The 20,093-nt window shown below is 66.2% G+C and carries 16 protein-coding genes and 2 pseudogenes; 11 read left to right on the top strand and 7 right to left on the bottom strand.

All coding sequences use genetic code 11. From position 1 onward, the window contains the following. Positions 1–34: 34 nt before the first annotated feature. The 5 genes from ruvX to gshB all read right to left on the bottom strand — a co-directional run bounded on the left by ruvX (position 35) and on the right by gshB (position 4,171). A complete protein-coding gene (ruvX, locus tag KUO17_RS22625; RefSeq protein ID WP_217977814.1) occupies positions 35–469 on the bottom strand; it encodes a Holliday junction resolvase RuvX in 435 nt (144 codons plus the stop codon). Then, positions 469–1,038 carry a YqgE/AlgH family protein gene (locus KUO17_RS22620; protein ID WP_217977813.1) on the bottom strand — a complete coding sequence of 190 codons (570 nt, stop codon included), beginning with the start codon at positions 1,036–1,038 and terminating at the stop codon, positions 469–471. The genes ruvX and KUO17_RS22620 overlap by 1 nt, the downstream gene beginning before the upstream one ends. Positions 1,039–1,109: 71 nt before the next feature. Then, positions 1,110–2,108, bottom strand: coding sequence for an ankyrin repeat domain-containing protein (locus KUO17_RS22615; protein ID WP_217977812.1), 999 nt, complete (start codon positions 2,106–2,108; stop codon positions 1,110–1,112). Positions 2,109–2,211: 103 nt separating this feature from the next. After that, positions 2,212–3,117 (bottom strand): energy transducer TonB, encoded by a 906-nt coding sequence (locus KUO17_RS22610; protein ID WP_217977811.1) that lies wholly within the window; start codon positions 3,115–3,117, stop codon positions 2,212–2,214. 100 nt (positions 3,118–3,217) lie between these two features. Further along, the gene (gene gshB, locus KUO17_RS22605; RefSeq protein ID WP_217977810.1) at positions 3,218–4,171 is read right to left on the bottom strand and encodes a glutathione synthase; all 954 of its coding nucleotides are present in this window, start codon (positions 4,169–4,171) and stop codon (positions 3,218–3,220) included. A 214-nt stretch (positions 4,172–4,385) separates the two neighbouring features. Here gshB and pilG point away from each other — a divergent pair, with 214 nt between their 5' ends. The 8 genes and pseudogenes from pilG to trhA all read left to right on the top strand — a co-directional run bounded on the left by pilG (position 4,386) and on the right by trhA (position 14,325). Continuing rightward, entirely contained in the window at positions 4,386–4,796 is a 411-nt protein-coding gene (gene pilG / locus KUO17_RS22600; RefSeq protein ID WP_217977809.1) for a twitching motility response regulator PilG, read from the top strand. A 48-nt stretch (positions 4,797–4,844) separates the two neighbouring features. After that, positions 4,845–5,210 carry a twitching motility response regulator PilH gene (pilH, locus tag KUO17_RS22595; protein WP_217977808.1) on the top strand — a complete coding sequence of 122 codons (366 nt, stop codon included), beginning with the start codon at positions 4,845–4,847 and terminating at the stop codon, positions 5,208–5,210. Then, entirely contained in the window at positions 5,207–5,761 is a 555-nt protein-coding gene (locus KUO17_RS22590; protein WP_217977807.1) for a chemotaxis protein CheW, read from the top strand. Before pilH ends, KUO17_RS22590 begins: the two co-directional genes overlap by 4 nt. Positions 5,762–5,776: 15 nt before the next feature. Then, complete coding sequence (locus KUO17_RS22585; RefSeq protein ID WP_217977806.1) at positions 5,777–7,825, top strand: methyl-accepting chemotaxis protein; 2,049 nt, start codon at positions 5,777–5,779, stop codon at positions 7,823–7,825. Between the two features lie 17 nt (positions 7,826–7,842). After that, a pseudogene (locus KUO17_RS22580) lies at positions 7,843–12,660 on the top strand (Hpt domain-containing protein); the annotation flags it as partial. Between the two features lie 138 nt (positions 12,661–12,798). Beyond that, positions 12,799–13,173, top strand: a pseudogene (locus KUO17_RS27330) (response regulator); the annotation flags it as partial. Then, a complete protein-coding gene (locus KUO17_RS22575) occupies positions 13,166–13,630 on the top strand; it encodes a chemotaxis protein CheW (protein ID WP_217977804.1) in 465 nt (154 codons plus the stop codon). The pseudogene KUO17_RS27330 and the gene KUO17_RS22575, both read left to right, overlap by 8 nt. Before the next feature lie 77 nt (positions 13,631–13,707). After that, complete coding sequence (gene trhA, locus KUO17_RS22570) at positions 13,708–14,325, top strand: PAQR family membrane homeostasis protein TrhA (RefSeq protein WP_217977803.1); 618 nt, start codon at positions 13,708–13,710, stop codon at positions 14,323–14,325. A gap of 103 nt (positions 14,326–14,428) precedes the next feature. Here the strand turns inward: trhA and KUO17_RS22565 are convergent, their stop codons facing one another. Further along, a complete protein-coding gene (locus KUO17_RS22565) occupies positions 14,429–15,148 on the bottom strand; it encodes a 16S rRNA (uracil(1498)-N(3))-methyltransferase (RefSeq protein ID WP_217977802.1) in 720 nt (239 codons plus the stop codon). 107 nt (positions 15,149–15,255) lie between these two features. Beyond that, a complete protein-coding gene (locus KUO17_RS22560) occupies positions 15,256–16,662 on the bottom strand; it encodes an adenosylmethionine--8-amino-7-oxononanoate transaminase (protein WP_217977801.1) in 1,407 nt (468 codons plus the stop codon). Positions 16,663–16,852: 190 nt separating this feature from the next. On the opposite strand from KUO17_RS22560, the gene KUO17_RS22555 reads away from it, so the two are divergent. The 3 genes from KUO17_RS22555 (at position 16,853) to KUO17_RS22545 (ending at position 20,058) form a co-directional block, all read left to right on the top strand. Further along, positions 16,853–18,646: a flavin monoamine oxidase family protein gene (locus KUO17_RS22555; protein ID WP_217977800.1), complete on the top strand. Its 1,794-nt coding sequence runs from the start codon at positions 16,853–16,855 to the stop codon at positions 18,644–18,646. A 249-nt stretch (positions 18,647–18,895) separates the two neighbouring features. Beyond that, positions 18,896–19,447: a cytochrome b gene (locus KUO17_RS22550; RefSeq protein WP_217977799.1), complete on the top strand. Its 552-nt coding sequence runs from the start codon at positions 18,896–18,898 to the stop codon at positions 19,445–19,447. Positions 19,448–19,479: 32 nt separating this feature from the next. Continuing rightward, positions 19,480–20,058 carry a YceI family protein gene (locus KUO17_RS22545; RefSeq protein ID WP_217977798.1) on the top strand — a complete coding sequence of 193 codons (579 nt, stop codon included), beginning with the start codon at positions 19,480–19,482 and terminating at the stop codon, positions 20,056–20,058. The last annotated feature ends 35 nt before the right edge of the window (positions 20,059–20,093 follow it).

Genomic DNA, 20,093 nt, shown 5'->3' with positions numbered 1-20,093 from the left:
GGGGGCTGGCCCGGCGTGTAACCGATGATCGGGTTTACGCCTGTTCGGCGTGGGCGTCCAGCCAGCCCTGCAGCAGCAGCGCGGCGGCGATGGCATCCACCGGGTTGTCGCGGTAGCTGCCGCGCTGGCCGCCACGGGCCAGGCGTTCGCCCTTGGCCTCGAAGGTGGTCAGGCGCTCGTCGTGGGTGTAGGCCGGCACGTTGAAGCGGCCGTTCAGGCGCCGGGCGAACTTTTCGGCGCGCGCGCTCATCTCGCTGGGCGTGCCGTCCATGTTCAGCGGCAGGCCGACGACGATGGCATCGGGCTGCCACTCCTTGAACAATTTTTCCACCTGGGCCCAGTCCGGCACGCCGTTCTGCGCCTTCAGGGTGCACAGTTCGCGGGCCTGGCCGGTGATCACCTGGCCGACCGCGACGCCGATCTGCTTGGTGCCGTAGTCGAAGCCCAGCAACAGTTTGAGCGTGGCCATCAGGCGTGCCCCGCCTGGCTGGTGAGCAGGCTGAGCTTGACGCCCAGGCTGGCCGCGGCCGCTTCCAGGCGCTGATCGCAGGCCATGCCGAAGATGATTTCGGGGTCGAACGGGCAGTTGAGCCAGGCATTGTCGGCCAGTTCGGCTTCCAGCTGGCCGGCCTCCCAGCCGGCGTAGCCCAGGGTGATCAGGCTCTGTTCAGGCCCCACGCCGTCGGCGATGGCGAACAGCACGTCCTGCGAGGTCGACAGCGACAGCCCTTCCAGTTGCACAGTGGCCTGGAAGGTCTTGTCGTTGGTGTGCAGCACGAAGCCGCGGTCGGTCTGTACCGGGCCGCCGATGTAGATCGGCACGTGGATGCAGCGCGCCGGTGGGTCGGTGTCGGGGCGCAGCTGTTCGAGGATATCGGCCAGGTTCAGCTCCTGCGGGCGATTGACCACCAGCCCCATGGCACCGTGGGCGTTGTGCTCGACGATGTAGGTCAGGGTGTGGGCAAAGTTCGGGTCGGCCATGTGCGGCATGGCAATCAGGAACTGATGCTTGAGGTAACTCGGGCTGAGGTTTTTCATGGCTGATAGTGTGGCGGCGAGCGGGCAGGCTGACAAGGTGCTGGCAGCACCTTGTCCGCATGAATCGGGCTTTACTTGAACAGCGTGGCGACCTTGGCCGAATACACGATTGGCGATTTTTCGGCTTCACGCAGTACGTACTCGCGCACCGTCTCTTGTCGGGTTTCGGGGTACTGCGCCATGTAGGTCGGCGAGTAGGCCGGGGCCTTCAGGCTGGCACCCGCGGCGATCAGGGCTTTCACGCAGTCGGGGTTGTAGGCGCGGGCGGCTTCGAGCAGTGGCGTGCCGACGGAGATCCTGCCCTTCTGCTCATGAAAGGCGTCGATGTTGCCCTTTTTCAGCAGCAACGCGATGCGTTTGGCGGCTTGCGGGTCGGGCGTATCGTTCAGCGCCCACGGGCGCTGGCAGACAAAGTGCAAGGCGGTCCAGCCGGAGGTGGTGACCTGATAGGGGTCGGTGCCGGCGTCGATCAGCAGCTTGATGACGTCAAGGTTGCCGGCACCGCGGCCGGTCAGTGGCGAGAAGTCGCTGCCCAGCAGCAAGGTGGCATCGGCACCCGCGGCCAGCAGCAGTTTCACCAGTTCGGGCTGCGGGTAGGTGTGGCTACCACCGCTGGCGGCCAGTTCCAGAGGCGATGCGGATTTGCCGCGTGCAATCACATTCACGTTGGCGCCGGCCTTGATCAGGCTTTTGACCATTTTCACGTCGGCATCGGTGGCTGCCTGCTTGATCCGGTTGAGCGCGAACATCAGCAGGGTTTCGCCATTGGTATGGATCGGCGCATCGATGTCCTTGACCGTCGGGATCAACAGGTCGAGGGCGTCAGGCGTCTTGGTGTAGATGGCGGCAACCAGCGTCTGGGTGTCGGCGGTGGCGCCCTGGGACAATACCAGCTTTACCCTGGCCAGTTCCTCGGGCGTCTTGTAGTAGCCATAATCGCCGACGGCGTTGTACAGCGCCTTGGACAGCTCGGCGGTGTCGCGTGCGGAGCGGGTTTCGCCGGCTGCGGCAGTGGCGTACAGGGCCAGCACGGCCAGGGTGATACGCAGGGCAATAGCGGGGCGCGCCATCGGAGAGTCCTTTCGAGGGGGAATGCGGGCGCGCATCATCACCGCGTGGCCATTATTTTGCCATCGGGTGATCCCCTACCCGCCTCTCAAGCGGCCAAGGGCCTCAATTGCTCGACAGCCGGTCACCCCGCGCAAAGCGCCAGGTGCGCACGATCTCCAGCCGGTCGATGTCCGACAGGTCACCGGTAAACGGCGCGAACGGCGCTGCCAGGCGCACGATGCGCTGGGCCGCCTGGTCCAGCAGCGGTTGCCCGGACGATTCGAGCACCAGCACCTCGTACAGCGAACCGTCGTGGTTGATCGACACCAGCAGGCGCAGGTTGCCGTAGATCTGCTGGCGGCGCGCTTCATCGGGGTAGTTGAGGTTGCCGATGCGCTCGACCTTCTTGCGCCACTCATCCTTGTACCAGGCACCCTTGTCGCGCATGGTCGAGGCCGCGCTCAAACGGTGGATGCGCGGGCGCTTGGCGTACAGCTGCTGTTCGTTGGCCAGCTCCGCCTCGAGGCTGGCAATCTGGCTGGACAGGTCCGAGCTGTCGAACTGGGGCGTGGCCGCCTTGGGCTGCACCTTGGGCTGCACTTCCCTGGGCCGGGTCGGGGCTTTTTGCGGCGCGGGCGCCTGGGTCGCCACCACCGCCTTGGGCGGGGCAGGCTGGGGCGCCACTTCAGGCTTGGCCGCGGGGGGCGGCGTCACCTTGTTGATGGTGCTGTCCTGGAACGGCGCGACCTCGGTGGTCTTGGGCACCGCCTTCTTGTCCAGCGTGCCACTGCCCTGCTGGTTGTCCTGGGCCAGGTAATCAGCCTTTTTCGGCGGCGCTTCGCTCTTGAAGGTGGCCAGGGTGATGTCCATGGTGCGGCGAATTTCTTCGGGCTTGGCGAACGAAAACCCCAGCCCCAGGATCAGCGCCAGGTGCAGCAGCGCCGCCAGGAACAAGGTAAAACCCAGCCGATCCGCCGCGCGGACGCGGGGCGGAGCAAAGTCGGCAGGAACATCGGCAGGAAGCGTCATCGGTTATCCAGCAGCCGGGGCAGGGCCGGCGCAGCGGGGTGCCAGGTCGAAAATGGACCGGCATGATACCCCACAACGCAGGCCCGCCACTGCTCGGCGGTCAGCGCGCCTTGAGCTGGCGATCAATGGCGTCCATCAGCAGGGCGCCGATCTGCGTGCCGTAGGCATTGTCGATCTCGCGGATGCAGGTGGGGCTGGTGACGTTGATTTCGGTCAGGTGCTCGCCAATCACGTCCAGGCCCACGAACAGCAGGCCCTTCTCGCGCAGGGTCGGGCCCACCTGGGCGGCGATCCAGCGGTCACGCTCGGTCAGCTCGCGGGCTTCGCCACGGCCACCGGCCGCCAGGTTGCCACGGGTCTCGCCGCTGGCCGGGATGCGCGCCAGGCAGTACGGCACGGGCTCGCCATCGATCATCAGGATGCGCTTGTCGCCGTCCTTGATCGCCGGCAGGTAGGCCTGTGCCATGATCTGCTGGGTGCCCAGCGCGGTCAGGGTCTCGAGGATCACCGACAGGTTGGGGTCGCCTGCGCGGTGTCGGAAGATCGAGGTGCCGCCCATGCCGTCCAGCGGCTTGAGGATCACATCGCCATGTTTGGCGGCGAATTCGCGGATGATGTCCGGGCGTCGGCTTACCAGGGTGGGCGGGGTGCACTGCGGGAACAGCGTGGCGAAGAGCTTTTCGTTGCAGTCGCGCAGGCTCTGCGGGCGGTTGACCACCAGCACGCCGGCGGCCTCGGCCTGCTCCAGCAGGTAGGTGCTGTAGACGAACTCCATGTCGAAGGGCGGGTCCTTGCGCATCAGGATCACGTCCAGCTCGCTCAGCGCGCTGTCGACTTCGGCGTCGAGTTCGAACCAGTGCTCGGGGTCGGCGAACACCTTGAGCGGGCGCATGCGCGCGCGCGCCACGCCTTCGCCCTGGTACAGGTCCTGCTGCTCCATGTAGAACAGCGACCAGCCGCGTTCCTGGGCGGCGAGCAACATGGCCAGCGAGCTGTCCTTCTTGTAGGAGATCTGCGCGATGGGGTCCATGACAATCCCGAGGCGAACGCTCATGGGGGTATATCCTCTCGGCGGCGCGATGCCGCATTGGCTCGAATGAAAAGTGGCGTCAGGGTGGCGCCCGCGACGCTGGCGGTCAAGGGGAAAACGTCGCCTGGCAAGCCGTGAGGCCAGCCATGGCGCAGCCCGATGGAATGCACCCCCAGAGTGTGCTAAAAAGGCCTGGCACGTGGCCTGCAAGGCCCTTTCATGCGGTGGTAGAGCAATTATGGTACAGCCCGACACGGCGTTGAAGGTGATGGTGATCGACGACTCCAAGACGATTCGGCGCACCGCCGAAATGCTGCTCGCCGAAGCCGGCTGCGAAGTCATCACCGCGGTCGACGGTTTTGACGCGCTGGCCAAGATCGTCGACCACGTCCCTGGCATCATTTTCGTCGATGTGCTGATGCCGCGCCTGGACGGCTACCAGACCTGCCTGCTGGTCAAGCAGAACCGCGCCTTCAAGGACATCCCGGTGATCATGCTGTCGTCCCGCGACGGCCTGTTCGACAAGGCCCGTGGCCGCCAGGTGGGCTCTGATCAATTTCTGACCAAACCTTTCAGCAAGGAAGAACTGCTGGATGCGATCCGCGCCCATGTGCCGGGTTTCGCCGCAGAAGAACAACCCGCACCCTGACGCCGCAGCCGTTCTGGCAGCGGCGTCTTGCCTTTATTGGGGAACAGCATGGCTCGAGTTCTGATCGTCGATGATTCGCCGACCGAAATGTACAAACTGACCGGGATGCTCGAAAAACACGGGCATCAGGTGCTCAAGGCCGAGAATGGCGCCGACGGCGTTGCCCTGGCCCGCCAGGAAAAGCCCGACGCGGTACTGATGGATATCGTCATGCCTAGCATGAACGGCTTCCAGGCGACCCGCCAGTTGAGCAAGGACGACGCCACCAAGGGCATCCCGGTGATCATCGTGACCACCAAGGATCAGGAAACCGACAAGGTCTGGGGCCGGCGCCAGGGCGCCCGCGACTACCTGACCAAGCCGGTCGACGAAGACACCCTGATCAAGGTGCTGAACGGCGTTCTGCAGGGGTGACCACGCGGCCCATGGGCGACGCGCAGACCGCCTTCGAGCTGCTGCTCGAGATAGATCGGCGCTGCCGCCTGCTGGCGGCCGACCTGCCGTTGCAGGAAACCCGCCTGCAGACCTGGAGCGGCATTGGCTTTCGCGTGGCCGAGCACTGGTTCGTCGCGCCCATGGGCGAGGTGGCCGAGGTGCTGCAGGAGCCCAGGCTCAGCCGTATCCCTGGGGTCAAGCCGTGGGTGGCGGGGGTGTCCAACCTGCGCGGGCGCCTGCTGCCGGTGATGGACCTGTGCGGTTTTCTGGGCCTGGGCCTGTCGGTGCTGCGCAAGCAGCGCCGGGTGCTGGTGCTGGACCACGACGAACTGTTCGCCGGCCTGCTGGTGGACGAAGTGGTGGGCCTGCAGCATTTTCCGCTGCATGGGCTGGAGCTGTCGCCGCCCTTGCCGCTGCTGCCGGCCGCCGCGCCGTTCGTGCAGGGGCATTTCCAGCGTGAGCACTGCTGGGGGATTTTCAGCCCGTTCGCCCTGGCCCAGGCGCCAGGCTTTCTCGATGTGGCGTTGTAAAGGGATGCCAGACCTGTGACCACGTTCAAGACCCGCCCCTCCATCCAGGGTTCGCGCAGCAGTGCGCAGATCGCCGCCCTGTTCATCGTGCTGATCCTGTCGATCATCCTGCTGTTCGCCAATTTCGCCTACCTCAACACCCAGGCCAACTACGACAAGCAGTACATCGGCCATGCCGGCGAGCTGCGCGTGCTGTCCCAGCGCATCGCCAAGTACGCCACCGAAGCCGCTGCCGGCAAGGCGGTGGCGTTCAAGCTGCTCAAGGATGCGCGCAATGATTTCGAACAGCGCTGGGGTTACCTGAAAAAGGGCGACCCGGCCACTGGCCTGCCCCCTGCGCCTGCCGCCGTGCGTGGCGAGATGAACGCGGTGCAGCGTGACTGGGAGAGCCTGCGCACCAGCAGCGACGCGATCCTGGCCAGCGAGCAGACGGTGCTGTCGCTGCACCAGGTGGCGGCGACCCTGGCCGAGACCGTGCCGCAGTTGCAGGTGGAGTACGAGAAGGTCGTCGAGATCCTGCTGCAAAGCGGCGCCCCGGCCGGCCAGGTGGCCGTGGCCCAGCGCCAGTCGCTGCTGGCCGAGCGCATCCTCGGCTCGGTCAATACCGTGCTGGCCGGCGACGATACCGCGGTGCAGGCTGCCGACGTCTTCGGGCGCGACGCCAGCCGTTTCGGCCAGGTGCTCGACGGCATGCTCGGCGGTGCCCCGGCGATCCAGGTGACGCGCGTGCAAGACCCCGACGCCCGTGCGCGGCTGGCGGAGATCGCCGAGCTGTTCCAGTTCGTGGCAGGCTCCGTGGACGAGATCCTCGAAACCTCGCCCGAGCTGTTTCGCGTGCGCGAGGCCGCCAGCAGTATCTTCAGCCTGTCGCAAACCCAGCTCGACGAAGCCTCGCGCCTGGCCAGCGGGTTCGAAAACCTCGCCGCCGGGCGCACCCTCGACACCGTGGGTGGCTACGCGCTGGGCCTGCTGGCGCTGGCCTCGATCATCCTGATCGGCCTGGTGATGGTGCGTGAAACCAACCGCCAGCTCAGCGAAACCGCCGAAAAGAACGAGCGTAACCAGCAAGCCATCATGCGCCTGCTCAACGAGATCGAAGAACTGGCCGACGGCGACCTGACCGTCACCGCCTCGGTCACCGAGGACTTCACCGGGGCCATCGCCGACTCGATCAACTACTCCATCGACCAGTTGCGCGACCTGGTGGCCACCATCAACCTCAGTGCCGAGCAGGTGGCCAGTGCCGTGCAAGAGACCCAGACCACCGCCCACCTGCTGGCCAAGGCCTCCGAGCACCAGGCGCAACAGATCACCGATGCCTCGATCGCGGTGGGCGACATGGCCGAGTCGATCGACCGGGTCTCGGGGCACGCCTACGAGTCGGCCAAGGTGGCCGAGCGTTCGGTGGCCATCGCCAACAAGGGCAACGAGGTGGTGCACAACACCATCAACGGCATGGACAATATTCGCGAACAGATCCAGGACACCGCCAAGCGCATCAAGCGCCTGGGCGAGTCGTCCCAGGAAATCGGCGACATCGTGAGCCTGATCGACGACATTGCCGACCAGACCAACATGCTGGCCCTGAATGCTGCGATCCAGGCCTCGATGGCCGGTGAAGCCGGGCGCGGCTTTGCCGTGGTGGCCGATGAAGTGCAGCGCCTGGCCGAGCGTTCGTCGTCGGCCACGCGCCAGATCGAGGCGCTGGTGCGCGCGATCCAGGCCGACACCAACGAGGCGGTGATTTCCATGGAGCAGACCACCGCCGAAGTGGTGCGCGGCGCCCGCCTGGCGCAGGACGCCGGAGTGGCCCTGGCCGAGATCGAGGGCGTGTCGCAGACCCTGGCCGAGCTGATCCACAGCATCTCCGATGCCGCGCAGCTGCAAACCTCATCGGCCGGGCAGATCTCCCATACCATGGCAGTGATCCAGCAGATCACTTCGCAAACCTCATCGGGCTCGACCGCGACCGCCGAGAGCATCGGCAACCTGGCGCGCATGGCCAGCGAGATGCATCGTTCGGTCTCCGGGTTCACCTTGCCGCCAACCACGGAGCCGCGCTGATCTGGCGCGTGGGCATTATGGCTACTGAAGTGCGTATGGCTGACCGACACGACACGGTGGCCCTGGCCTGGGTCAAGGGCCCCATCGGCGAGTGCCTGGGCCTGGCGCGCCAGGCACTGGAACGTTACGCCGGCGCCCCGACCGACGCCGGCGCGCTGGAGGCGTTCAGCACGCCGCTGCACGCGGTGCGCGGCTGCCTGGTGATGCTCGAGCTCGAAGGCGCCAGCCTGCTCGCCGACGAAATGCAGGCCCTGGCGCTGATGCTGGGGCAGGGGCGGGTGGCCTCGCGCGGCGATGCGCTGGGCGCGCTGTTTCGCGCGCTGGAGCAACTGCCGCTCTACCTGGAGCGCCTGCGCAGCGCGCGGCGCGACCTGCCGCTGGTGGTGATGCCGCTGCTCAACCAGTTGCGCGGCGCACGCGGTGCCGAGCCGCTGGCAACGCCCGACAGCGGCCAGGGCTCGCAAGGCGCCGCTGACCTTGCCAACTTCGACACCTCGCTGGGCGCCCTGCGCGACCACTTCACCGCCGCGCCCGACCGCGACGCGATGCGTTCGGTGGTGCTGGCCGTGCGCGAGGACCTGGTGCGCATCAAGGAACGCCTGGACCTGTTCGTGCGTGGCGACCGCCAGCAGCTCGAGGCCCTGGCGCCGCTGCTGGCGCCGTTGCGCCAGATCGCCGATACCCTGGCGGTGCTCGGCTTCGGCCAGCCGCGCCGGGTGATCGTCGATCAGGTGACGGTGCTGCAGGCCCTGGCGCTGGGCCAGCGGGCGCCAGACGATGCGCTGCTGATGGATATCGCCGGTGCGCTGCTGTACGTCGAGGCGACATTGGGCGGCATGGTCGGCTCGATCGAGTCGCTGAGCCAGGCGACCCTGCCCGGCACCGACCTGGACGACATTCGCCAGCGGGTGCTGGACGAGGCCCACGGCGTGCTGCTGCAGGCCAAGGACCTGATCGCCGATTGCCTGGAGGCGGGCTGGGAGCGCCTGCGCCTGCAACCCTTGCCCGGGCTGTTCACGCAGATCCGTGGCGCCCTGGCGATGCTGATGCTGCCGCGGGCGGCGGCGCTGGTGCGTGGCTGCAACGATTATGTCGAGACGCACCTGCTGCAGGCCGAACAGTTGCCCGACAGCATCGCACTGGACCATCTGGCCGATGCGTTGTGCAGCCTTGAATACTACCTGCAATGGCTGAGCATCGATCCCCTGGCGGGCCTTGAAGGGTTGCTCGGGCGCGCCCAGGCATCGCTGGCTGCACTGGGCTTCCCGAGCCTGCCGCCGGCGTTGCCGGTGGCCCCGGCGGATGCGACCGAAGCGGCGCTGGACGATGACCTGCGCGAGATCTTCCTGGAAGAGGCCCGGCAGGTACTGCACCAGTTGCAGGTCCATTGGCAGCAGTGGCGGGCAGCGACCTCGGCGCGCGAGGTGCTGGTGGAAATGCGCCGCGGTTTTCATACCCTCAAGGGCAGTGGCCGCATGGTCCGCGCGCAGGTGCTGGCGGAACTGGCCTGGGCCGCCGAGCACTTGCTCAATCGCATGCTCGAAGGCCGCGTGCAGGCCAGCCGCGAGGTGCTCGCAGGGCTGGAGCAGGCCCTCGTGCGGCTGCCCTTGCTGCTGCTCGAATTCGCCAATGCCCAGACCCCGCCCCACGCCGATGTGGAGCGCCTGGCGGTACGTCTGCATGCGCTGGCGATGAACGACGCGCAGGGTCACAGTGCCCCGCCCGAGGCCATCGACCCGCAACTGCTGGACATCTTCCGTAACGAGGCCAGCACCCACCTGGCCAGCATCGATGAATTCCTGCTGGGGGCCGAGGCGCAATTGCCGGTGCCGGTCAGCGACACCCTGCAACGCGCCCTGCACACCCTCAAGGGCAGTGCAGCGATGGCCGGCGTGGTGCCGATCGCCGAGCTGGCGGGCGCGCTGGACCTGCTGGCGCGCGAGTTCAAGGCGCACCAGCTGGGCCTGGACCTGGACGAACTGTACCTGCTGCAAATGGCCGAGCCCCTGCTGCGCCGTGGCCTGGACCAGCTCGACAGCACCCCGCTGGCGCCCCTCGCCGGCGCGCAGATCCTCATCGAACAGATCGACCAGGTGGTCAGCGCCCGTCTGCAGGCCTTGCGCGATGCGCCCAGCCAGGGTGTGCGGGTACGCCGCGACCCGCAACTGATCGCCAGCTTCCTGGCCCAGGGCATGGATATCCTGCTGGATGCCGAGACGCTGTTGCAGCGCTGGCAGGAACACCCCGGCGAGCGTCAGGAACTGAGCGCGCTGCTGGATGAACTGACCACCCTGGGGCAGAGCGCGCACCTGGCCGACCTGTGGCAGGTGGATGAGCTGTGCGAGGCGCTGCTGGACCTGTACGGCGCGGTCGAGGAAAGCAGCCTGGCGGTCAGCGAGCGGTTTTTCCGGGAGGCGCAGTTCGCCCACGAAGCCCTGATCGATATGCTCGACCAGATTGCCGCCGGCCAGGAAGTGGACGCCAGCCCGCAGCGCCTGCACGCCTTGCGCGAGCTGCTGGACGAAGGGCTCGACCCGCAGGCCATGGGCCTGGTGCGCAGCCAGGGTGAGCCGCCAGGGGGGATCACCGAGCTGGCCCAGGCCACCCGTCAACTGCAGCACCAGGCGCTGGGCAGCGAGGTGGTCGAGCTGTTTCTGGAGGAGGCCCGCGATATTCTGGAGGGCGCCGACCAGGCCCTGGCGCGCTGGAGCGCCGACCCCGACAACGGCTCGGCGCTGGCGTCGTTGCAGCGCGATCTGCAAACCCTCAAGGGCGGCGCCCATCTGGCTGGCATCGGCGCGGTCGAGGTACTGGCGCAGGAACTCGAAACGCTTTACGAAGGGCTACTCGAGCGTCGTTACCCGCCGGGTTCGCTGGTGCTGGGCCTGCTGGGCGAAAGCCATGCCCTGCTCGGGCGCCTGTTCGAGCAGTTGCAGCACGGCGAGGCGCCGGCGCTGGTGGTGGAGCAGTTGGCTGCGTTGCGCGAGTTCCGTCATGCGGTGAGCGCGCCCCATGCGTCGGGCAAGGCCCTTGCGCCTGGCAACCAGGACGGCGACAAGGAGTTGCTGGAAATTTTCCTCGAAGAAGGCTTCGACATCGTCGAAAGCGCCGGGGCCGCGTTGCTGCGCTGGCAGGCCGAGCCGCGCAACGGGGTCGAGGTGGAAAACCTGCTGCGCGACCTGCACACCCTCAAGGGCGGTGCGCGCATGGTCGAGATCGCGCCGATCGGCGACCTGGCCCATGAACTCGAATTCCTTTACGAGCACCTGGCCGCCGGGCAATTGCAACCCAGCGCTGCACTGTTCAGCCTGCTGCAGAACTGCCACGACCGCCTGGCGCATATGCTCGATGCGGTGCGCCTGCACCAGCCACTGCATGCCGCCACCGCGCTGATCGACTACATCCGCAACTTCAGCAGCGCCGCGCTCAGCGACACGGCTGCCGCTGCACCTCAGGTCGAGGCGGTGCCTGCCGAAACGCCAGCGCCGACCCCGGAGCGCGCACCGGCCGACATGGTCAAGGTGACCGCCGAGCTGCTCGACGACCTGGGCAACCTGGCGGGCGAGAACTCGATCATCCGCGGGCGCATCGAGCAGCAGGTGAACGACGCGCAGGTCGCCCTGAGCGAGATGGAAACCACCCTGGAGCGCATGCGCGACCAGTTGCGCCGGCTCGACACCGAAACCCAGGGGCGCATCCTCAGCCGCCAGCAGAGCGAAGGCGACGCGCTGGGCTACGATGATTTCGACCCGCTGGAAATGGACCGCCATTCCCAGCTGCAGCAGTTGTCGCGCGCGCTGTTCGAATCGGCCTCGGATCTGCTCGACCTGAAGGAAACATTGACCGTGCGCGCCCACGACGCCTACAGCCTGCTGCAACAGCAGGCGCGGGTGAACAGCGACCTGCAGGAAGGCCTGACGCGCACCCGCATGGTGCCGTTCGAACGCCTGGTGCCGCGCTTGCAGCGGGTGGTGCGCCAGGTGGCCAGCGAGCTGGGCAAGCAGGTCGAGCTGGTGGTGGGCAACGCTGAAGGCGAAATGGACCGCAGCGTGCTCGAACGCATGGTCGCACCACTGGAACACATGCTGCGCAACGCGGTGGACCACGGTATGGAAACCCGCGAAGCACGCCTGGCTGCCGGCAAGCCGGAGCAGGGCACGATTGCCTTGAACCTGCTGCACGAAGGCGCCGACATCGTCATCGAGATGACCGACGATGGTGCCGGGGTGCCACTCGACGCGGTACGGCGCAAGGCGATCAAGCGGGGCCTGCTGGACCCGGCCACCGAACTCAGCGACCACGAGGTGATGCAGTTCATCCTGCAACCGGGGTTCTCCACCGCCGAGAAGATCACGCAGATTTCCGGGCGCGGCCTGGGCATGGACGTGGTGCACGAAGAGGTCAAGCAACTGGGCGGCTCGATGGTGATCAACTCGGTGCCGGGCAAGGGCGCGCGCTTCCTGATCCGCCTGCCGTTCACCGTGTCGGTCAACCGTGCATTGATGGTGCACTACGGCGAGGAGCAGTACGCGGTGCCGCTGAACACCATCGAGGGCGTGGTGCGTGTACCGCCGGCGGAGCTGGAAGCCTGCTACCAGCAAGACCCGCCGCACTACCGCTATGCCGGGCACCGCTACGAATTGCGCTATCTCGGCCACTTGCTGCAGGGCGAGGTGCAGCCGCGCCTGCTGGGGCAGAGCCTGCCGCTGCCGGTGCTGCTGGTGCACGCGCACGACCAGCAGTTCGCGGTGCAGGTCGACAGCCTGGCCACCAGCCGTGAAATCGTGGTCAAGAGCCTCGGCCCGCAGTTTGCCGGGGTGCACGGGCTGGCCGGGGCCACGCTGCTGGGCGACGGCCGGGTGGTGCTGATTCTCGACCTGCTGGCGCAACTGCGTCGCCTGCACCTGCAACTGTCGACACTGGCCGGTGGCGGTGCCCGCCCACGCATCGAACCGCATCCGGGTGCGCTGGCGCGGCCACTGCTGGTGCTGGTGGTGGATGACTCGGTCACCGTGCGCAAGGTCACCGGGCGTCTGCTGGAGCGCCACGGCATGAACGTGCTCACGGCCAAGGACGGTGTCGATGCGATGAGCGTGCTGGCCGAGCACCGTCCCGACGTGCTGCTGCTGGACATCGAGATGCCGCGCATGGACGGCTTCGAGGTGGCCACCCAGGTACGCCAGGACCCCCGCCTGAAGGACTTGCCGATCATCATGATCACCTCGCGCACCGGCCACAAGCACCGCGACCGGGCCATGGCGATCGGCGTCAACGACTACCTGGGCAAGCCCTATCAGGAATCGGTGCTGCTGCAGAGCATCGCCCGCTGGAGCACTCCGCATGCTTGAACAGACGTCGCGCAACAGCCGGCGCAATACCCTCACCGGACTGCTGCTGCCCTTGAGCGACCGTTGCCTGGTGTTGCCCAACGTGGCGGTGGCCGAGTTGATCGGTTACCAGGCGTGCACTGCATTGCCCGACCAGCCGGCCTGGTTGCTCGGCTGGATCGACTGGCGCAGCCAGCGCTTGCCGCTGCTCAGTTTCGAGGCGGCCTGCGGTGGTCACACCCAGGTCGGCGAGCGTGCCCGTATCGTGGTGCTCAATGCCTTGGGCGATACCCCGCGGCGTTTCTTCGCCCTGCTGGTGCAGGGTATCCCGCGCTCATGCAAGCTCGACAGCCAGCTCAACTACGTCGACGTGCCGCTGGCGGCACTGGAGCTGGCGGCGGTGCAGGTGGGCGAGCAGGTGGCGCGGGTACCCGACCTGCCAGGCCTGGAACAGCTGTTGCAGACGGCTGGCGCCTAGGACCAACAGCGTAATGCAACCGACGCTGTGCTTGTGTAGGGTGGGGGCACGAATCACTCTGAGGAGGACCTGGTTGCATGTACCACGGTGAACGTTTCAATGCCTGGACCCATCTGGTCGGCGCGGTGCTGGCCGGTATCGGTGCGGTCTGGTTGCTGGTGGTCGCGGCGTTGCAGGGCGACCCCTGGAAAATCGTCAGCCTGTCGATCTACGGCTTCACGCTGATGCTGCTGTACAGCATCTCCACGCTGTACCACAGCGTGCGCGGGCGGGCGAAGGTGATCATGCGCAAGCTCGATCATCTGTCGATCTACCTGCTGATTGCCGGCAGCTATACCCCGTTCTGCCTGGTGAGCCTGCGCGGGCCGTGGGGCTGGAGCCTGTTCGGGGTGGTGTGGGGGTTGGCGCTGATCGGCATGCTGCAGGAGATCAAGCCGCGCTCGGAGGCGCGCGTGCTGTCGATCGTGATCTATGCGGTGATGGGCTGGATCGTGCTGGTGGCGGTCAAGCCGTTGCTGGCCAGCCTGGGCACGGCGGGGTTTGCGTGGCTGGCGGCGGGCGGGGCGTTCTATACGATCGGCATCATCTTCTTCGCCTATGACAGCCGCTTTCGGCACTGGCATGGGATCTGGCATCTGTTCGTGATTGCCGGGAGCCTGCTGCATTTCATCGCGATTTTCTTCTACGTGCTGTAGCGGATGTGAGGGCCCCTTCGCTGGCAAGCCAGCTCCCACAGGTTTATGCAAACGGCACAAAAGTCTGTGGGAGCTGGCTTGCCAGCGAAGGCCGCGCCGCAGTCTAGAAGTCGCCCCACAGCTGCTGCGCCACCGCCAGCGCCACCACCGGCGCGGTCTCGGTACGCAACACCCTCGGCCCCAGGCGCGCGGCATGAAAACCCGCCGCCCTGGCCTGCTCCACCTCGGCCTGCGACAACCCACCCTCGGGGCCGATCAGAAACGCCAGGCTGGCCGGCCTGGCATGGCTCAGCAGCGGTTCGGCGACCGGGTGCAGCACCAGTTTCAGGTCTTCGTCGCAGGCCTTGAGCCAGTCGGCCAGCAGCACTGGCGAGGTGATGGTGGGCACCGTCGAGCGCCCACACTGTTCGCATGCGCTGATCGCCACCTGGCGCCAGTGCGCCAGGCGCTTGTCGGCACGCTCGTCCTTGAGGCGCACTTCGCAGCGCTCGCTGACGATCGGAGTGATCAGGTTGGCGCCCAGTTCGGTGGCTTTCTGGATGGCCCAGTCCATGCGTTCGCCACGGGACAGGCCCTGGCCCAGGTGCACGTGCAGCGGCGATTCGGCCTGGCCGGGCAGGGCCTGGTCGAGCGTGACGCGCACGCTTTTCTTGCCGACTTCGAGCAGTTCGCCCAGGAATTCCTGGCCGCTGCCGTCGAACAGTTGCACGGCATCGCCCGGCGCCATGCGCAGCACGCGACCGATGTAGTGGGCCTGGGCCTCAGGCAGGTCGTGTTCGCCCAGGCTCAGGGGGGCGTCGATGAAGAAGCGGGACAGTCTCATCTTGGAACTCTGAATATGCGTTGAATGTGCGGGCGTCTTCGCTGGCAAGCCAGCTCCCACAAGGACAGCGTTGATCCCTGTGGGAGCTGGCTTGCCAGCGAAGCTGTTTAGCCCGGATCGCGAAAATCGGGATGGAAATCGGCCGGCACTGCCACGCTCACACTGCTGCGCGCAGCGATGTCGATACCCTCGCTGGCCACCTCGGCCAGAAAATCGATCTGCTCGGGGGTGATCACATACGGCGGCAGCAAGTACACCACGCTGCCCAGCGGCCGCAACAGCGCACCACGGGTCAGGGCGTGCTCGAACACCTTCAGGCCACGGCGTTCCTGCCAGGGGTAGGCGGTCTTGGTGGCCTTGTCCTGCACCATCTCGATCGCCAGGGCCATGCCGGTCTGGCGCACTTCGGCCACGTGCGGGTGATCGGCCAGGTGCGCCGTGGCCGTGCCCATGCGCGTAGCCAGGGCCTTGTTGGCCTCGATCACGTTGTCCTGCTCGAAGATGTCCAGGGTCGCCAGCGCTGCCGCGCAGGCCAGCGGGTTGCCGGTGTAGCTGTGCGAATGCAGGAACGCGCGCAGGGTCGGGTAGTCGTCGTAGAACGCGCCATACACCTCGTCGGTGGTCAGGCAGGCGGCCAGCGGCAGGTAGCCGCCGGTCAATGCCTTGGACAGGCACAGGAAGTCGGGACGGATGCCGGCCTGCTCGCAGGCGAACATCGTGCCGGTACGCCCGAAGCCCACCGCGATCTCGTCATGGATCAGGTGCACGCCATAGCGGTCGCACGCCTCGCGCAGCAGCTTGAGGTAGACCGGGTGGTACATGCGCATGCCGCCGGCGCCCTGGATGAGTGGCTCGACGATGACCGCGGCGAGGGTGGCGTGGTGTTCGGCCAGGGTCTGCTCCATGGCGGCGAACATCGTGCGCGAGTGGTCTTCCCAGCTCACGCCCTCGGGGCGCAGGTAGCAGTCCGGGCTGGGCACCTTGAGGGTGTCCAGCAGCAGGGCCTTGTAGGTTTCGGTAAACAGCGGCACGTCACCCACCGACATCGCCGCGATGGTCTCGCCGTGGTAGCTGTTGCTCAGGGTGACGAAGCGCTTCTTGTCCGGCTGGCCCTTGTTGAGCCAGTAGTGGAAGCTCATTTTCAGCGCCACTTCGATGCACGACGAGCCGTTGTCGGCGTAGAAGCACCGGTTCAGCCCTTCGGGCGTGAGCTTGACCAGGCGTTCCGACAGCTCGATCACCGGCTGGTGGCTGAAGCCTGCCAGGATCACGTGCTCGAGCTGGTCGACCTGGTCCTTGATGCGCTGGTTGATCTTGGGGTTGGCATGGCCGAACACGTTGACCCACCAGGAACTCACCGCGTCGAGGTAGCGCTTGCCTTCGAAGTCCTCCAGCCAAACGCCTTCGCCGCGCTTGATCGGGATCAGTGGCAGGTGCTCGTGGTCTTTCATCTGGGTGCAGGGATGCCACAGGACCTTGAGGTCACGTTCCATCCACTGTTGATTCAGGCCCATGGGCTCTCTCCTGGCGACGCGGGTTCGGGTAACCGCGCAAGCCTATGCAATGCGTGGGGGCAGGACAACCCATAAGGCACAATCGGTGCGGGCATTAGTGGCAGGCCCGACGGGCCTGACGTATCCTTCACCCACGTTTTTTCCGGGGTGTTCGCCCCGCATTTTCTGCCTTTGATCCGGAGTTCGCCGAATGTCTGCTGGTTGGCTGCGCGCCTGCGCGCTGGTAATGATAGGGCTGTTCAGCGCGGGCGCCGTCGCGGCTGCCAAGCAGCCGACGGCCATCGTCGTCGGGGGCGGCCTGGCCGGTCTCACCGCCGCCTATGAGCTGCAAAACAAGGGCTGGCAGGTGACCCTGCTGGAAGCCAAGCCGGGCATGGGCGGGCGCTCGGGCCTAGCCACCAGCGAGTGGATCGGCAACAGCAAGGCCCAGCCGACCCTCAACCAGTACCTGGACACCTTCAAGCTGACCACGCTGCCGGCGCCGGAGTTTGTGCGCACGCCTGGCTACCTGATCGATGGCGAGTATTTCAACGCTGCCGACCTTGCCACCCGGCAGCCAGCCACGGCCGAAGCCCTCAAGCGCTACGAGAAGACCCTCGACGACCTGGCGCGCTCGATCAGCGACCCGCAAAACCCGGCTGCCAACAGCACGCTGTTCGCCCTTGACCAGATCAACGTGTCCAACTGGCTGGACAAGCTGCAACTGCCGGCCACCGCGCGCCAGCTGGTCAACCAGCAGATCCGCACCCGCTACGATGAGCCCTCGCGCCTGTCGCTGCTGTACTTCGCGCAGCAGACTCGCGTGTACCGCGGTGTGAATGACCGCGACCTGCGTGCCGCCCGCCTGCCTGGCGGCAGCCCGGTGCTGGCGCAGGCCTTCGTCAAGCAACTGAAGACCATCAAGACCAGCTCGCCGGTCAGCGCGATCATCCAGGACAAGGACGGCGTCACCGTCAAGGTCGGCGCCGTGGGCTACAGCGCTGACTACGTGGTGCTGGCGGTACCGCTGCGCGCACTGGCCAGGATCCAGATGACCCCGGGCCTGGACAACCAGCACCTGGCGGCGCTCAAGGGCACCAACTACGGCTGGCGCGACCAGCTGATGCTCAAGTTCAAGACCCCGGTATGGGAAAGCCGCGCACGCATGTCCGGCGAGATCTACAGCAACACCGGCCTTGGCATGCTGTGGATCGAGCCGGCACTCAAGGGTGGCGCCAACGTGGTGATCAACCTGTCCGGCGACAACGCACGCCTGCTGCAGGCGTTCGGCGACAAGCAGATGGTCGACCAGGTGCTGATCCGCCTGCATGCGTTCTACCCGCAGGCACGTGGTGCGTTCACCGGCTACGAGGTGCGTCGCTACAGCACCGACGCCGGTACCGGTGGTGCCTACCTGGCCTATGGTCCAGGGCAGATCAGCAAGTTCTGGCGCCTGTGGGAGCGCCCGGTGCAGCGCATCGCGTTTGCCGGCGAGCACACCGACGCGCTGTACCCGGGCACCCTGGAGGGCGCGCTGCGCAGCGGCCAGCGCGCGGCCGAGCAGGTAGTGGGCATGTCCCAGGGCAAATCCTTCGACCCGGCCAAGGTCGCGCCCGTGGCGGCCGGTGCGGCAGTGGCGGCGGTAGCTGCGAAGGACGCCGGCAAGGGTGGGTTCTTCTCCAACCTGTTCGGTGGTTCGTCCGACAAGGCGGCCAAGGCGGCGCCGGTGAAGAAGGAAGAGGGCAAGCCCGGTTTCTTCTCGCGGCTGTTCGGTGGCGGCGACAAGCCCTTGGAGAAAGCAGCGGTGAAGCCGGTTGAAGCGGCGCCAGCGCCAGCGCCTGCGGCGGCCCCGGCATCTGCTGCGGTTGCGCCAGTGGCCAAGGAAGCGCCGGCCAAGGCTGCGCCAGCCAAGAAGCCAGCGGCCAAGGCCCAGCCGGTGAAAAAGCCGGCGGCCAAGCCAGTGGCCAAAAAGCCTGCTGCCAACAGCCAGGCCAAGACGCAGTAATGCGTTGAGCCTTTCGCTGGCAAGCCAGCTCCCACAGGTATCGCGTTGCTTTCAAGGCTTGCGCTATACCTGTGTGGGCTTGCCAGCGAAGGGGCCACAGTAAATCCTACCCGCCAAGTTAATGTTTCCTTAACCTGCTCGTTACACACTAATCATCATATTTCTCGATCTTTCAAAGCGAAATTTTCCGCTTTAATTCGATAGATAACCGTTTAGTCTTGAGCACAGTTCTTACAGGGAAACACGGCAATGCAACTGCGCAACTCTCCTTCGCGCTACGGCGTGATCAGTATCGTCCTGCACTGGGGTGTGGCCCTGGCGGTCTTCGGCCTGTTCGGCCTGGGGCTGTGGATGGTCGGGCTGGACTACTACAGTTCATGGCGCCATACCGCACCGGACTTGCACAAGAGCATCGGCCTGACCCTGCTGGCGATCATGCTCGGCCGTGTGCTGTGGCGCTTCATCAGCCCGCCGCCGCCGGCCCCGGCCAACCACGGCGCGCTAACCCGCTTCGCTGCCAAGGCCGGCCACGGCCTGCTGTACCTCGGCCTGTTCGGTGTGATGATCACCGGTTACCTGATCTCCACCGCCGACGGTGCCGGTATCCCGGTATTCGGCCTGTTCGAGGTGCCGGCCCTGATCAGCGGCCTGCCTGACCAGGCGGACGTTGCCGGCGAAATTCATTTCTACCTGGCCTGGGGCCTGGTGATCTTCGCCGGGCTGCATGGCCTGGCAGCCCTGAAACACCACTTTATTGACCGTGACGCGACCCTGATCCGCATGCTGGGCCGCAAAGCTTGATGTTCAACCTCAACTCCAAAGGAATAGAAGTAATGTTGAAAAAGACTTTTGCCGCTCTGGCGCTCGGTACCGCCCTGTTCACCGCCGGCCAGGCCATGGCCGCCGACTACACGATCGACAAGGAAGGCCAGCACGCTTTCATCGACTGGAAAATCAGCCACCTGGGCTACAGCTACGTCCACGGCACCTTCAAGGACTGGGAGGGTACCTTCAGCTGGGACGCAGCCAAGCCTGAAGCCAGCAAGATCGCCGTCGACGTGAAGACCGCCAGCCTGTGGTCCAACCACGCCGAGCGTGACAAGCACATCGCCAGCGCCGACTTCCTGGACGTGAAGAAATTCGCCGACGCCAAGTTCGTCTCCACTGCCGTCAAATCCACCGGTGCCAAGACCGCTGACGTGACGGGCGACCTGACCTTCCACGGCGTGACCAAGCCGGTGACCTTCAAGGCTACCTTCAACGGTGAAGGCAAAGACCCATGGGGCGGCGAACGTGCTGGCTTCAACGCCAAGACCACGCTGAACCTGAGCGACTTCGGTGTCAAAGGCCCAGGCCCTACCTCGCAGACCGTAGACCTGGACATCTCGCTCGAAGGCGTCAAGCAGAAGTAATGGCCTGACCGATAAACAACAACGCCGCCCCTAGG

The sequence above is a fragment of the Pseudomonas aegrilactucae genome (assembly GCF_019168305.1).
GTDB classification, from domain to species: Bacteria; Pseudomonadota; Gammaproteobacteria; order Pseudomonadales; family Pseudomonadaceae; genus Aquipseudomonas; species Aquipseudomonas aegrilactucae.
The sequence above is the reverse complement of the archived record's forward strand: the minus strand, read 5'-3'. Positions and strand labels throughout refer to the sequence as shown.

Bases quoted from the DNA above. Each gene is read 5' to 3' on its own strand.
- ruvX (WP_217977814.1), bottom strand. From the start codon at position 469: ATGGCCACGCTCAAACTGTTGCTGGGCTTCGACTACGGCACCAAGCAG.
- KUO17_RS22620 (WP_217977813.1), bottom strand. From the start codon at position 1,038: ATGAAAAACCTCAGCCCGAGTTACCTCAAGCATCAGTTCCTGATTGCC.
- KUO17_RS22615 (WP_217977812.1), bottom strand. From the start codon at position 2,108: ATGGCGCGCCCCGCTATTGCCCTGCGTATCACCCTGGCCGTGCTGGCC.
- KUO17_RS22610 (WP_217977811.1), bottom strand. From the start codon at position 3,117: ATGACGCTTCCTGCCGATGTTCCTGCCGACTTTGCTCCGCCCCGCGTC.
- gshB (WP_217977810.1), bottom strand. From the start codon at position 4,171: ATGAGCGTTCGCCTCGGGATTGTCATGGACCCCATCGCGCAGATCTCC.
- pilG (WP_217977809.1), top strand. From the start codon at position 4,386: ATGGTACAGCCCGACACGGCGTTGAAGGTGATGGTGATCGACGACTCC.
- pilH (WP_217977808.1), top strand. From the start codon at position 4,845: ATGGCTCGAGTTCTGATCGTCGATGATTCGCCGACCGAAATGTACAAA.
- KUO17_RS22575 (WP_217977804.1), top strand. From the start codon at position 13,166: ATGCTTGAACAGACGTCGCGCAACAGCCGGCGCAATACCCTCACCGGA.
- trhA (WP_217977803.1), top strand. From the start codon at position 13,708: ATGTACCACGGTGAACGTTTCAATGCCTGGACCCATCTGGTCGGCGCG.
- KUO17_RS22565 (WP_217977802.1), bottom strand. From the start codon at position 15,148: ATGAGACTGTCCCGCTTCTTCATCGACGCCCCCCTGAGCCTGGGCGAA.
- KUO17_RS22560 (WP_217977801.1), bottom strand. From the start codon at position 16,662: ATGGGCCTGAATCAACAGTGGATGGAACGTGACCTCAAGGTCCTGTGG.
- KUO17_RS22555 (WP_217977800.1), top strand. From the start codon at position 16,853: ATGTCTGCTGGTTGGCTGCGCGCCTGCGCGCTGGTAATGATAGGGCTG.
- KUO17_RS22550 (WP_217977799.1), top strand. From the start codon at position 18,896: ATGCAACTGCGCAACTCTCCTTCGCGCTACGGCGTGATCAGTATCGTC.
- KUO17_RS22545 (WP_217977798.1), top strand. From the start codon at position 19,480: ATGTTGAAAAAGACTTTTGCCGCTCTGGCGCTCGGTACCGCCCTGTTC.